Below are 14,547 nucleotides of genomic sequence, written 5' to 3'. Positions count from 1 at the left end.
ATGCAAAATAACGAAAGCATTAAAACTTGTACTGTATGCGGATATGAATATAACCCTAAGAACGGCGACCCTGAACATGGTGTTCCCGCAGGTACGGCCTGGGAAGATTTAGATGAATCTTGGCTTTGCCCTGATTGCCAGATGCCGAAAAGCGATTTCGAATGACATCGGCACATTCCATTAACCCAAAATGTTGAGCGGCACTCTTCTATCGCATGGTCACACCACGCTGTGCCGACAGGGATCCACGCCAATGCCATTTGCACCACTTTTTCATTCGGGAGCAATGCTGCACACTAGTGCTGGTTACGGCCTCTATCCCGTGTATTGGATAGCAACATTCGGTGACTGGGCCCAACGGATCAGTTGCCGAATACTTTTCAACCTCTCAGCTTCAGCGCAAATCTAGAGCCATTCGCACCCTGTTTGCTACGCGACAGCACGGCGGTGGGGCAACCAGCGAACTCTTATAGACAAGCGCTAACTTATCGACTTAGCTGAACCCAGGAAAAGCGGCGGCTCGGCGACCTGAGTTCCTCCACGCGAGCGGTGCTTGATCTCCTCCTAAAACACAATCCCCTACCCCTGCAACTGATCCTCCAGCTTCATCGTCAACGCCAGCGTGCTCCCCATCTGGATCGCCTTGTCGCGCCACTCCTGGTAACGCACGCGATCTCTGCCGCTTAAATGCACGGCAAGCTCCTCGGCCGCTTGCATCACCTCTGCACTGGCGGCCAACTCCAGCCAATACAACGCCGCACGCGAATCACGTTCCACATGCAGACCATGCAGCAGCCGGTACCCTGCCTCGAAACGACAGCGCGCATCGCCTCGTTGCGCTCCACGCAGGAACCACTGGTACGCCTCGACCGGATCGACTTGCCACGACACTACCGAATCACAGACTTCCTCTTCATACAGATCGCCCAGCGCTGCTGCCGCATGCGCCATGCCTCGCTCGAATGCCTGCTGATAGTGCTGCGCAGCCTGGGTATAGGAGATCCCGATGCCCTTGCCGAAGTAGTGCTGCTGCCCCAGGTTGAACCACGCGGCCGCGCTGCCTTGCAGGGCTGCCATGCGCAACAGGTGGCTGGCCAGCGATGGATCGGCATGCCAGTACTTGCCATTGAGCCAGATCCATCCGAGGTCGTTGAGCGCTGCCACGCTTCCGTCCAGCGCCTGGCGACGCAGATCGATGAAGACACTTTGCACATCGACCGCTTCGTCGAGCCGATTGACCAGACTGAAGCTCTCGCCCAGGATGGCGCGTTGGCTGGGCATGCCAACACCTGCGAACATGCGCTGGCCCCTTTCTGGGCGAGCCTGGGCCGGAACGATGCGCTCGGGTAGAAGACGCTCAAGCAGCGAATGGATATTGCTGACAGCAGACATGTTCATCCTCATTGAACGACCCACAGCCGACCACGGCAGCTGCGCTGAGGCCTGATTCTGCGCGAGGCTACGTCAAAACCTGTCGCGAACGAATCAATGCCAGGCAACCAATCGCGACTTCCTTGATCTGAGCTGGAATGGCTAATTGCCATGCCTCGCGACTGCCGCCATGCTTATGCGGCAAGCCTAGACAAGGACGTTATCTTTTGCCCTTCGCCACTACTCGCGCCACCCTCAGCCGCCAATGGGCCCTGCTACGCCAGTTACCCGGCCGCTCTCCCGGAATCACCAGCGCCGAACTGGTCTGGCGCCTGCGCGATGTGGGTTTCACGGTCAGCAAGCGTACGGTCGAGCGCGACCTCAATGAGTTGTCGCTGATTTTCCCATTGGAACGCAATGACAAGAGCATCCCGTTCGGCTGGCACTGGTCGGCCACTGCCGGCGGTGAATTGCGCGGTACCTTCGATCTGCAGGGCTACCTGCGCAACGATGCGCTGCTGGTAGAGCAGGCAGAGGGCATGGAGCTCCAGGCCTGGATCAACGACACCCTCGCTCGCCAGTTGCGCGAGTCGCCACTGACCGCCGACATGCAGCTCATGGCACTGGAACAAGGCCACCGTCTGCGCGCCATGGTCAGCGACAGCTGGCCCTTGCGCTGGTGGTTGCTGAGCCAGGGCGACAGCCTGGTGGTCGAGCAACCTCAGAGCCTGCGAGAAGAGATTGCCCGCACCCTGAGCAAGGCCGCGGACTTGTACCGCGAGGATAATTGACGGCTTGCCCCTAGCGTTGCATGCCCCATCGACGCACGGTCAGACGTTCGAGGTTGTCGAAGACCAGGCTTTCCACCAGCAGGCCGATGATGATCACCACGGCCAATCCGGCGAATACCTTGTCGGTATACAGTTCGTTGCGGTTCTGGAAGATGTACCAACCCAGCCCTCCCTTGCCGCTACTGGCACCGAATACCAGTTCCGCGGCAATCAATGTCCGCCAGGCAAACGCCCAGCCGATCTTCAGCCCGGAAAGAATCGAAGGTAGCGCCGCCGGCACCAGGACGTGCAGAACCAGTCGCAAGCCTCGCAGCCCATAGTTACGCCCGGCCATGCGCAGGGTTTCCGACACGCCGAGGAACCCGGCATAGGTATTGAGCGCCAGCGCCCACAGGACCGAGTGCACCAGAACGAAGATCAGGCTGTTATCCCCCAGGCCGAACCACAGCAGCGCCAGAGGCAGCAGGGCAATGGCGGGCAGCGGGTTGAACATCGAGGTCAGAGTGCTCAGCAGATCCCGTCCGAACTGTGTGGACACGGCCAGGCTGGTCAAGCCGAATGCCAGGACGATCCCTAGCAGATAACCCTTGAGCAGTATAATCAGCGACACCCCGACCTTGGCCGGCAACTCGCCACTGGCCAGTCCATCCCACAAGGCGACCGCGGTTTGCAGGAAGCTGGGCAGTAGCAGGTCGTTGTCCTGATAACGGGCAATGCCCTCCCAGACAACGGCAAGCAGCACGAGGATCACGGCCTTGCGCAGCCAGCCCAGTTGCCATAGCCGCTGGGCGAGTGGCAGGCGGCGTTCCAGCGGGACGCTGTGCAAAGGTTCCAGCTGCACCTCGTACTCCTGGCGAACAGGTGTAGTGGTCATGGCGGTAGCTCCGGTTCAGTAGGCGATGCGGATATCGCCGAAATCGAGATCGGGTGCCTGTTCGGGCACCGAAGCCTCATCGAACAGCAGACGGTGAATACGCTGGGCACTGGCCTGGAAGTCGCTGCTGCCCAGGCTGCCAAGACCGTATTGATGGCTGTGAACTTCGGCGCGCACCCTGCCCGGATGAGGCGAAAGGAGCAGGATGCGATTGCCGACCACCAGTGCTTCCTCAATGGAGTGCGTGACGAACAGCAAGGTAAAACGTACCTCCTCCCACAACAGCAGCAACTCCTCTTGCATCTTGCGACGGGTCAGCGCGTCCAAGGCGGCGAAAGGCTCGTCCATCAGCAGAATCTTCGGCTGCGTGGCCAAGGCACGCGCAATCGCCACGCGTGCCTTCATGCCACCGGACAGCGTGTGCGGATAGGCATCGGCAAAGGCCCCCAGGCCGACCTTCTCCAGGTAGTGCAAGGCACGCTCTTCTGCTTCGGGACGCTTGAGGACACCCGATACCAGCAACGGGAACATCACGTTCTGCTTCACCGTCTTCCACGGCGGCAGTTGATCGAATTCCTGGAACACCACGATGCGATCAGGCCCGGGGCCTTCGACCGCCTGGCCTTCCAACAGGATCTGCCCCTCGCTCGGGGCGATGAAGCCCGCTACGGCCTTGAGCAAGGTGGATTTACCGCACCCGGAAGGGCCGAGCAGCACGAAACGGTCGGCGCGGTCGATTTCGAAACCGACCTGGTGGGTTGCCCGCACCACGCGTTGCGCGGTGCGGTATTCGAGGCTGAGGTTGTCCACCTGAAGCAACGGTGGCGTATCGACACGGCTCAGGTTGCTGACCGCGTGGCCTGGCAATGGGACGGTCATGGTCTTCAGCTCCCCTGCAGCGGGCGCTCATCCTGGAAGAAGTAATCCTTCCACGACTGCGGCTTGTGCTTGATCGCGCCGACCTTGTAGAGAAACTCGGCAAGCGGATAGGTGTTTTTCGGCGTGACGGTGAACTCGTATTCAGGGTTGTCGATGATCTTGAGCAACGCCTGGCGATCGATCTTGGCCTTGGTCACGCGGATATAAGTGTCTGCGGCGGCAGCCTTGTCCTTCTGGGCAAAGTCCGCGGCTTCCGCGAGGGCGTCGATGAACGCCTTGTAGGTCTTGGGGTTGTCCTTGCGAAACTTTTCGGTGGCGAACAGCAAGGTAGGCGAGTTCGGGCCGAACAGGTCATAGCTGTCCAGAACCACATGCACGTCCTTGTTGGCCAGGACCTGATCCTGGAACGGCGGGTTGGAGAAATGCGCGTTCAGCTCGGTACCGCCCGCCAACAGAGCCGCAGTGGCATCCGGATGTGGGACGGCCAGGGTGTATTTGTCCAGGCGCGCGTACTCCTTGTCGCCCCATTGCTTGGCGGCGGCGTATTGCAGGTAACGCGACTGCACCGATACCCCGACCGCAGGCACGGCGATGCGGTCCTTGTCGGAGAAATCGGCGATGGTCTTGACGTTCGGATTGCTACTGACCAGGTAGTACGGGAAGTTGCCCAGCGAGGCAACGGCCTTGACGTTCTGCCGCCCCTTGGTGCGATCCCACACCGTAAGCAGCGGGCCGACACCGGCCCCGGCGATGTCCACGGAACCTGACAGCAACGCATCGTTGATGGCGGCGCCTCCGGACAGTTGCGCCCAGTCGACCTCGATATCGACGCCCTGCTCCTTGCCATGCTTCTCGATCAGTTGCTGGTCGCGTACCACGTTGAGCAGCAGATAGACGATACCGAACTGCTCGGCAATGCGGATCTTGCCTTCGGCCTGGGCGACGCTGGGTGCGACCAGGCTGCCGGCGATCAGGCTCGCGCCCAGGCCAATGCTTGCCGCCAGGCGACTGATGGATTTGCGCATGATGTTTCCTCGGACGTCAGAACGGGGCATTGCCCTGGATGGTGGTGCGATACAGCTTGCGCCGCAGGTGCGCGGGGCAACCGGCCGCCAGGTGAATCAGCGAACGGTTGTCCCAGAACACCAGGTCGTGTGGCTGCCACCGGTGGCGGTAGATGTTCTCTTCCAGCACGCTCAAGGCATAGAGCTGCTGTAGCACGTCATGGCTTTCGTCCTGGGGCAGGCCGAGGATATGGGTAGTGAAGCCTTCACTGACGAACAACGCCTTGCGTCCGGTTTCCGGGTGGGTCCTGACGACCGGATGGACGACTTCCTTTACCTGTGCCAATTGCTCGCTTGTCAGCGTCGGGCGCCAGTTGCCTTCGAAACGGGTCTCGGCATAGCGAGCGGTATAGGAATGCGCGGCCTGGCGGCCCTCGACGATCTTGCGCAGTGCGTCAGGTACCGCTTCCCAGGCCTTGTGCATGTCGGCGAACAGGGTATCCCCGCCTTCGCTCGGCAGTTCCTGGGCGTGCAGCATGGACCCCAGGCTGGGGAGCTCCTTGTAGGAGAGATCGGAATGCCAGAACTTTCCCGCGTCGCCCAACCCGATGTTCTGACCGTGCTCGACGATGTTGGAGACGATCAGGATTTCCGGATGCCCGGCAAGCAGGTACTGCTTGAGGACGTGGATCTGCAACTCGCCGAACCGGCGGCTGAAGGCAATCTGGTGTTCGGGGGTGATGCGCTGGTCGCGCATGACCAGGACGTGATGGTCCAGGTGCGCACGATGAATACGGCCGAAATCCTCGACGTTGACCGGCCTGGCGAGGTCGAGGCCGATGATCTCGGCGCCGACGGCACCGGGCCAGGTACGGATTTCGAAGGTTTGCGACTGTGCGCTGTCGTTGGACGACAAGGCGTTCGAGGCGGCTGACATGATTCACTCCCACGCAGTGCGCGACCCAACGGCGCGCAACGATCAGAAACTCACGGGGATCCCGTGTCGGTTCGAGTCGTGCGGCGCGCCGATTGGTCGGCGGGTACGCAGTGGGATGAACTATAAATGCATAAGTAGAAGATTTTAAATATCTTTAAAGAATAAAGATATGCGGCGTTTACAACCCTCATCGGCGAGGAAAGAACGCCCACAAGTACTCGATGAAGTCTTGCAGGCGGTGCTCCAAGGAGCTCAGCGTTCGCGCAACGCCTCCGTGCGGGCCTTGATGATCGGCTTGAGCAGATAGCTCATGATGGTCTTCTTGCCGGTCATGATGTCCACCGTGGCAACCATGCCAGGGATGATCAGCAAGGGCTTCTCGTCGCTACCCAGGTGGCTGCGATCGGTGCGCAGCTTGATCAGGTAGTAGGTGGTCTTCTTGTCTTCGTCAGTGATGGTATCGGCACCGATCTGTTCGAGCTTGGCCTTGAGTCCACCGTAGACGGTGTAGTCGTAGGCGGAGAACTTGACCGTGGCCTCCTGGCCTGGATGCAGGAAGGCAATGTCCTGGGGACGAATCTTGGCTTCGATCACCAACGAATCGTCCAAAGGCACGATCTCGATGATATCGCTGCCCGGCTGGATCACTCCACCGATGGTATTGACCAGCAGTTGCTTGACGATACCGCGAACCGGCGAGGTGACCATGGTACGGGTTACACGATCACCCAGAGCCTTGCCGGTAGCGGTGGCCTTGTTGAGCTCGGTACGTGCCTCATTGAGCTGCGTCAGGGCCTCGCTGCGGAATTTGCCGCGGGTTTCGTCGATCTTGCTCTGGACCTCGCGGATGGCCGCCTCGGCTCGCGGGATCGCCAGCGAGGTGGAATCCAGCTGGCCACGGTTCTCTACCTCGGCCCGCTTCAGCCGCAGGATCTCGACCTGAGAAACCGCGCCTTGGGCCACTAACGGCTCGGACATGGCGATTTCCTGGCGCAGAAGCTGCAGGCTGTTACGGTATTGCCCCTGCTTGGAGGAGAACTCGCGCAGCTCCTGCTGACGCTGGACCAGTTGCTCTTGCAGTCCGGCGACTTCGTCATGCAGTTGCTGACGGCGGCTCTGGTACAGCGATTCTTCGTTGGCCGCCTGACTCGGGGCAACCTTGCGCAACTCTTCCTCGATCTTCAGCGGTCGGTCTTCCACCTCGGCGCTGAGCCGCTCCACGCGCATGGCCATGGCCAGGCGGTCGGCCTCGGTCTCGCCGACATTGGAAGCGAAACGGGTATCGTCCAGGCGCAGCAGAGGATCGCCGATCTCGACGATCTGCCCTTCCTTGGCGAAGATCTCGGCGACAATGCCGCCCTCCAGGTTCTGGATCTTCTGCACCTTGGAGGATGGAATGGCCTTGCCGTCCCCACGGGTGACTTCATCGACCTCGGCGAAGTTGGCCCAGACGATCAGGAACAGGAAGAAGCTGATCACGCCCCAGATGGTGAACCGCACGATGCGCGGCGCGTCCTCGATGAGCGCCTTGTTGACCTCCGGCAAAGGCTGGCCGCTGAGCGACTCCGAGCCCTTGAAATAGCGTCGCAGGTTGTCCTTGAACTGCCCCATATCGAGCTTATGCAACACTGATCTGCCCCTTCTTCAGCGCATCCATGACGGCGGCTTTCGGACCGTCCGCGACTATCTGCCCACGATCGATCACGATCAGGCGGTCTACCAGCGACAGCAACGAGGCACGGTGCGTGACCAGCAATACGGTTTTGCTTTCGATGATCGCTTGCAGGCGCTGCTTCAGACGCTCCTCGCCAGTGTTGTCCATGGCGCTGGTCGGCTCATCGAGCAGCAGGATCTGCGGGTTGAGTAGCAAGGCGCGGGCCAGAGCAACGTTCTGACGCTGGCCACCGGAGAGATTCTGGCCTCGCTCGCCCACTTGCAGTTCATAGCCATCGGGGTGCAGGCGGGCAAACTCATGGACGCCAGCCAGCTCGGCGGCTTGCAGGATCAGCTCGTCTTCGATGTACCGTGCTCCGCTCACCAGGTTGTCACGCAAAGTACCGGCCAACAGCTGGATATCCTGGGGCACGTAGCCGATGTTGTGGCGCAGCTCACTGACATCGATCTGGCGGATGTCCACCCCATCGACCAGCAATGAGCCGTTGTCGGCTTCATAAAGGCCGACGATCAGCTTGGCCAGCGAACTCTTGCCCGAACCGCTGCGGCCGATGATGCCGATCTTCTCGCCCGGGCGAATATTCAGGTTGATGCCCTTGAGCGCCTGGTTCTGCTGGTTGGGGTAGGTGAAGTCGACGCCACGGAACTCAATGGCACCTTGCAACACCTGGCGGCTTAGCGGGCGCTCTTCGAAGTTGCGCTCCTGTGGCAGCTCCATCATCTGGTCGGTCGCGGTCATCGTGACCTTGGCCTGCTGGTAACGAGCCAGCAGGCCATTGAGCTGGCCCAGCGGCCCGAGGGCACGGCCGCTGAGCATGTAGCAGGCGACCAGGCCGCCCATGGACAGGCTGCCGTCGATGATCAGGTACACGCCCACGCAGATCATCGCCACGCCAGCCAGTTGCTGGATCAGCATGGTGATGTTCATCGCCAGACTGGAAAGCACCTTGACCCGCAGCTCCAGGCGGCTGAGCGTACCGAGGGTCTGCTCCCACATGTACTGGCGCTCGCTTTCGGCGTTGTTGACCTTGACCGCGTCCAGGCCGGCGAGCGTCTCGATCAGGCTGGACTGACGCTCCGAGGCCAGCGCCATGGTCCGCTCCATGGTCGCCATCAGGGGCTTCTGCAATGCATAGCCGATGCCCAGCGCCAATGGGAAGGCAAGGATGGGAATCCAGACAAGATGCCCACCGATGATGGCGATGACCATCAGGATCAGCAGGGTGAATGGCAGGTCGATGAGGCTGGTCAGGGTCAGCGAGGCGAGGAAGTCGCGCAGCCCCTGGAACTCGTGGATGTTCTGGGCAAAACTGCCTACCCGCGCGGGACGATACTTCATGGACATGCCGACGATGCGCTCGAAGAGCGTGGCCGAGATGATCAGGTCGGTCTTCTTGCCGGCGAGGTCCAGGCAAAGGCCACGCAAGCCTTTGAGGATGAGATCGAATACATAGGCGCCGGATATCCCTACCACCAGTACCCACAGGGTCGAGGTGGCCTGGTTGGGAACGACGCGGTCATAGACGTTCATCACGAACAGCGGCGCGGCCAGCGCAATGAGGTTGATCACCAGGCTGGCAGCAATGGCATCGATGTACAGCCAGCGGCTGCGCATCAAGGTATCGCGGAACCACGAGCGGGCGCGCGGAATCAGGTTGCCATGATTGACATCGAACTTGTGCTGCGGCTGGGCGAAGAACACCCGGCCGCTGTAGTCGTCCAGCAGTGCCTGGCGGCTGACGTGCACCTCGCCGCCATCGCTTTCGCTGAGCAGCAGGCGTGCGGTGTCTTCGTTCTCCCAGCCCAGCAGGACGGCGCTACGGCCTTCCTTGAGCAACAGCATGGTCGGCATCGCGATGCTTGGGATCTGGTCGATCCTGCGTTGCAGCAAGCGCCCTTGCAGACCGGCGCGAGCAGCGGCACGGGGCAGCAGCTCGGGGCTCAGGCGCTGTGACGGCAAGGGTAGCCCCGTGGTCAGCATTGCCCGACTGGCAGATTTCTGGTGCAGGACACACAGGCTCAGCAGACTGTCCAGTAATGGATCGTCATGCTGACTGCGTGGATCATGGCTGAGTTGAACTCGACTGACTTCAGATTCCACGCGGCGCTCTCTTCATCCTTGCGATGTATTCTTCAAGACGAACTTCACTCGATGCCTGTGGGTTCGCCTTGGGTTCAGGGTGGGGCTGCACGGTAATTGCCAACGGATCGAAACGCGCCGGGCACTCGGACAGGGAGCCAATGGTCGCCTCGATTGGATACCGAGTAAACAGGTGAATCGTGTTTCCCTCTACCAGACGACACCGTGCGGTGAAGGTTTCATCGCTGTTGTCCCGCTTGCTCGACCGGCGTGGCGACGACTGATAACCGGTCCGTAGTTTCACGTTCATATAAGCCTGCTCGTTCAGCGTTGTACACGGCACCCCGTCGCCCCTTAATCATCCTTGCATCCGAGCTCTACATTGCCTCACCTGTGAATTCAGTGCCCTGCTCCATCGCTAGATGGACGACACCAACCGTCGCCTGTCCGGGGTAGGTCAAGCATGCTTTCAGTCCGTGATCACGAATGCATCAGGGTCGACATCGAGGTACTCAGAACGTCTTTCGGCTCTGCAATCGCCAGGCCAATTAAGTACATGCTTTCGTTAACCCTTGATGTATGAGCTTTTTAGCAGCCCATCAAAGCTTGTTGCAGTGTCCCATCTCGCAAATGTGTCAAAAATTATTAGACAAAACACGGGTGCCAGCTAATACGACAAGGGTTTTTTGACGCTTACGAACAAATCGTGGACATGCTTATGAGTCGTCCAAGATTCCCTTGCACAAGCAAACCGCTTCAGTAGCGGTGGAGACAGCCACAGCTATCAAGTAGTCGGATCGTTTAAAGCAAGGGCCTCGCTTTTCCAATTTAGGCAAGGTTTATGCTTGTCTGAACTCTAGGCGCACAGCGCGGCCAAAAACCGTCTCAGTCAACCGCTTCAGGCTTTGTCCTTCATGGGAGCGCCTGCGTTGAATTGCCCTGTCAGCGCGTTTTGGGATGCTTGGCGCGTAGACGGATAGAACCATGCGTCGGAAAGGATCCGTGACTTATTGGCATTGGTCAAAAGAGTGACCGGAACCCCCAAATATCAATGTGACATTACGTTGCCGATTGTTTACGATGACCTTATCAAGGTCAATACTTTGGCGATAAGCTTAATAGCTAAAACTTATAGTCATAATGTTGACGCCTATAAGCGTCAAAACTTTATTGAAATAATTCCATCAGCACGCGGCCCCCAAAGCGCCGATTGGGCATGGAAGCCAACTGAACGGGTCACCCGGAGATTCCAATGAGCAGTGTTGTTGCCATCGTCAAAAGCATTGTTGGCCAAGTCATCGCAGTTTCCCCAGAAGGCGTCCGCCGTGTCCTCATCGAGGGCGATCGGATTTTCGCCGGCGAGCAGGTCCTGACCGGCCTTGGCGGCGCCGTGACCCTCGAATTGGCTGATGGTCGCGTGCTCGACCTGGGCCGTGATACCCAATGGAGTGCCGACACTCCCGACAGCGTGACCGACCTGAGTGCCGCCACGGCCCAGGCCGCGCCGTCAGTTGACGAATTGCAACAAGCCATCGCTGCGGGCGCCGACCCGACCACCGAGCTCGAGGCACCTGCCGCCGGTGCTGGTACGCCAGGTAATGGTGGCGCCGCAGGCGGCGGTCATACCTTTGTATTGCTGGAGGAAACCGCCGGTGTGGTAGACCCCACTATCGGCTTCCCGACAGAGCCCCTGGCTTTCACCCAAGCGCTGGACGCCGAGGAAGTGGGCGCGGTAGATACCGTCAATGCGACGACGGTCACTACGCCAACCCCGACACCTGACGCTGCGACCACCCTCGTACTGAGCGCCACCCCTTCGATCACCGAGGCCGGTGGCGTCATCGTTTATACCGCCAACGTAGGCCAGGCACCGACTACCGACCTGACCGTGACCCTGTCCAATGGGGCAGTGATCGTCATTGCGGCCGGACAGAACACTGGCACGGCCAATTTCGAAGTCGCCCCCAACGACACGGTCTATAACGACGCTAGCGAGGTTTCGGCCACCGTTACCGGTACTGCTGGCGGCGGCCTGGCCGTCACTGTCGATGATACCCCGGCGGTTACTCAGATCACCGACACCATCGACACCACGACGGTAACTCTGACCGCCAACCCAAGCGTGACTGAAGGTGGGGTGATCACCTACACCGCGACCCTGACCAACCCGGCGCAAACGCCGGTGACCGTGACTCTGTCCAATGGCCAGACCGTCACCGTGGGTGCAGGTCAGACCACTGGCAGCGTTGATTTCCAGACGCCGACCAACGATGTCTACAACAATGGCAGCACCGTTTCGACTTCGATCACCGGCGCTACCGGTGGCAACTTCGAGAACCTGGTGCCGAACCCGGCACCGGCGCAGACCGTGATCGGCGATTCGATCGACACCACCACCGCGACCTTGACCGCGACGCCGTCGGTGACTGAAGGCGGTGTAATCACCTACACCGTGACCCTGACCAATCCGGCGCAGACCCCGGTGTCCGTCACCCTGTCGAACGGTCAGACCGTCACCGTCGACGCGGGTCAGACCACTGGCAGCGTTGATTTCCAGACGCCGGCCAATGACGTCTACAACAATGGCAGCACCGTTTCGACTTCGATCACCGGCGCTACCGGTGGCAACTTCGAAAACCTGGTACCGAACTCGGCGCCGGCGCAGACCGCTATCGGCGACTCGATCGACACCACTACCGCGACCCTGAGCGCGACGCCAAGCGTCACCGAAGGCGGTGTAATCACCTACACCGTGACCCTGACCAACCCGGCGCAAACGCCGGTGACCGTGACTCTGTCCAATGGCCAGACCGTCACCGTGGGCGCAGGCCAGACCACTGGCAGCGTTGATTTCCAGACGCCGGCCAATGACGTCTACAACAATGGCAGCACCGTTTCGACTTCGATCACCGGCGCTACCGGTGGCAACTTCGAAAACCTGGTACCGAACCCGGCGCCGGCGCAGACCGCTATCGGCGACTCGATCGACACCACCACCGCGACCCTGACCGCGACGCCGTCGGTGACCGAAGGCGGTGTAATCACCTACACCGTGACCCTGACCAACCCGGCGCAGACGCCGGTGACCGTCACCCTGTCCAATGGCCAGACCGTCACCGTGGGTGCAGGTCAGACCACTGGCAGCGTTGATTTCCAGACGCCGGCCAATGATGTCTACAACAACGGCAGCACCGTTTCGACCTCGATCACCGGGGCTACCGGCGGCAACTTCGAGAACCTGGTACCGAACCCGGTCCCGGCGCAGACCGTGATCGGCGATTCGATCGACACCACCACCGCGACCTTGACCGCGACGCCGTCGGTGACTGAAGGCGGTGTAATCACCTACACCGTGACCCTGACCAATCCGGCGCAGACGCCGGTGACCGTGACCCTGTCCAATGGCCAGACCGTCACCGTGGGTGCAGGCCAGACCACCGGCAGCGTTGATTTCCAGACGCCGGCCAATGATGTCTACAACAACGGCAGCACCGTTTCGACTTCGATCACCGGCGCTACCGGTGGCAACTTCGAGAACCTGGTACCGAACCCAGTCCCGGCGCAAACCGCTATCGGCGACTCGATCGACACCACTACCGCGACCTTGACGGCGACGCCGTCGGTGACCGAAGGCGGGGTGATCACCTACACCGTGACCCTGACCAATCCGGCGCAGACCCCGGTATCCGTCACCCTGTCGAACGGCCAGACCGTCACCGTGGGCGCGGGTCAGACCACCGGCAGCGTTGATTTCCAGACGCCGGCCAACGATGTTTACAACAACGGCAGCACCGTTTCGACTTCGATCACCGACGCTACCGGCGGCAATTTCGAGAACCTGGTGCCGAACCCGACACCGGCGCAAACCGCTATCGGCGATTCGATCGACACCACCACCGCGACCTTGACCGCGACGCCAAGCGTCACCGAAGGTGGGGTGATCACCTACACCGTGACCCTGACCAACCCGGCGCAGACGCCGGTGACCGTGACCCTGTCGAATGGACAGACCGTCACCGTCGGCGCGGGTCAGACCACCGGCAGCGTTGATTTCCAGACGCCGGCCAATGACGTCTACAACAATGGCAGCACCGTTTCGACTTCGATCACCGGCGCTACCGGCGGCAACTTCGAGAACCTGGTACCGAACCCGGTCCCGGCGCAGACCGTGATCGGCGATTCGATCGACACCACCACCGCGACCCTGACCGCGACGCCAAGTGTCACTGAAGGCGGGGTGATCACCTACACCGTGACCCTGACTAACCCGGCGCAGACCCCGGTGACCGTCACCCTGTCCAATGGCCAGACCGTCACCGTCGGCGCGGGTCAGACCACCGGCAGCGTTGATTTCCAGACGCCGGCCAATGATGTCTACAACAACGGCAGCACCGTTTCGACTTCGATCACCGGCGCTACCGGTGGCAACTTCGAAAACCTGGTACCGAACCCGGTCCCGGCGCAGACCGTGATCGGCGACTCGATCGACACCACTACCGCGACCCTGAGCGCGACGCCAAGCGTCACCGAAGGCGGTGTAATCACCTACACCGTGTCCCTGACCAACCCGGCGCAAACGCCGGTGACCGTCACCCTGTCCAATGGCCAGACCGTCACCGTGGGTGCAGGTCAGACCACCGGCAGCGTTGATTTCCAGACGCCGGCCAATGACGTCTACAACAACGGCAGCACCGTTTCGACCTCGATCACTGGCGTCACCGGTGGCAACTTCGAGAACCTGGTGCCTAACCCAGCTCCAGTCAGCACTGTTATTAATGACAGTATCGATAACGTAGCCGTCATTATTGAAAGCAACGGCAATGTCACCGAAGCCCAGCAGCCGGTCTTCACCGTGCGCGTCAACCAGGTCCTGGACCGTGACCTCACCGTCACCCTGACCAATGGTGACAAGGTCCTGATCGCCGCGGGCCAGACCG

The 14,547-nt window shown here is 60.6% G+C and carries 11 protein-coding genes; 3 read left to right on the top strand and 8 right to left on the bottom strand.

Features of this window, described 5'->3' with window-relative positions:
- Window positions 1-165, top strand: coding sequence for a rubredoxin (locus tag G7009_RS07015; RefSeq protein ID WP_181129191.1), 165 nt, complete (start codon window positions 1-3; stop codon window positions 163-165).
- Between the two features lie 414 nt (window positions 166-579).
- On the opposite strand, the gene G7009_RS07010 is transcribed toward G7009_RS07015, so the two are convergent.
- A complete protein-coding gene (locus G7009_RS07010) occupies window positions 580-1,392 on the bottom strand; it encodes a tetratricopeptide repeat protein (protein WP_181129190.1) in 813 nt (270 codons plus the stop codon).
- A 206-nt stretch (window positions 1,393-1,598) separates the two neighbouring features.
- Here G7009_RS07010 and G7009_RS07005 point away from each other — a divergent pair, with 206 nt between their 5' ends.
- A complete protein-coding gene (locus G7009_RS07005; protein WP_181129189.1) occupies window positions 1,599-2,162 on the top strand; it encodes a WYL domain-containing protein in 564 nt (187 codons plus the stop codon).
- A gap of 10 nt (window positions 2,163-2,172) precedes the next feature.
- On the opposite strand, the gene G7009_RS07000 is transcribed toward G7009_RS07005, so the two are convergent.
- From G7009_RS07000 to G7009_RS06970, 7 genes are all read right to left on the bottom strand, one after another.
- The gene (locus tag G7009_RS07000) at window positions 2,173-3,036 is read right to left on the bottom strand and encodes an ABC transporter permease (protein WP_181129188.1); all 864 of its coding nucleotides are present in this window, start codon (window positions 3,034-3,036) and stop codon (window positions 2,173-2,175) included.
- Window positions 3,037-3,051: 15 nt separating this feature from the next.
- Window positions 3,052-3,915, bottom strand: coding sequence for an ABC transporter ATP-binding protein (locus tag G7009_RS06995; RefSeq protein ID WP_181129187.1), 864 nt, complete (start codon window positions 3,913-3,915; stop codon window positions 3,052-3,054).
- Between the two features lie 5 nt (window positions 3,916-3,920).
- On the bottom strand, window positions 3,921-4,940 hold the full coding sequence (locus G7009_RS06990; protein ID WP_181129186.1) for an ABC transporter substrate-binding protein: 1,020 nt from the start codon (window positions 4,938-4,940) through the stop codon (window positions 3,921-3,923).
- A 16-nt stretch (window positions 4,941-4,956) separates the two neighbouring features.
- Window positions 4,957-5,856, bottom strand: a complete 900-nt coding sequence (locus tag G7009_RS06985) for a TauD/TfdA dioxygenase family protein (RefSeq protein WP_181129185.1) — start codon at window positions 5,854-5,856, stop codon at window positions 4,957-4,959.
- A 252-nt stretch (window positions 5,857-6,108) separates the two neighbouring features.
- Window positions 6,109-7,467, bottom strand: a complete 1,359-nt coding sequence (locus G7009_RS06980; RefSeq protein ID WP_181129496.1) for an HlyD family type I secretion periplasmic adaptor subunit — start codon at window positions 7,465-7,467, stop codon at window positions 6,109-6,111.
- A gap of 7 nt (window positions 7,468-7,474) precedes the next feature.
- A complete protein-coding gene (locus G7009_RS06975) occupies window positions 7,475-9,631 on the bottom strand; it encodes a type I secretion system permease/ATPase (RefSeq protein WP_181129184.1) in 2,157 nt (718 codons plus the stop codon).
- Window positions 9,621-9,920 carry a hypothetical protein gene (locus G7009_RS06970; RefSeq protein ID WP_181129183.1) on the bottom strand — a complete coding sequence of 100 codons (300 nt, stop codon included), beginning with the start codon at window positions 9,918-9,920 and terminating at the stop codon, window positions 9,621-9,623. The genes G7009_RS06975 and G7009_RS06970 overlap by 11 nt, the downstream gene beginning before the upstream one ends.
- Window positions 9,921-10,862: 942 nt before the next feature.
- Here G7009_RS06970 and G7009_RS06965 point away from each other — a divergent pair.
- A partial coding sequence (locus G7009_RS06965) for a retention module-containing protein (RefSeq protein WP_181129182.1) occupies window positions 10,863-14,547 on the top strand: 3,685 nt, incomplete at its 3' end.

Origin of the sequence: Pseudomonas capeferrum, assembly GCF_013523055.1 — a bacterium.
In the GTDB taxonomy this organism is placed as follows: Bacteria; Pseudomonadota; Gammaproteobacteria; order Pseudomonadales; family Pseudomonadaceae; genus Aquipseudomonas; species Aquipseudomonas capeferrum_A.
Note: the sequence above shows the minus strand (reverse complement) of the source record. Positions and strands in the feature narration are given on the sequence as shown.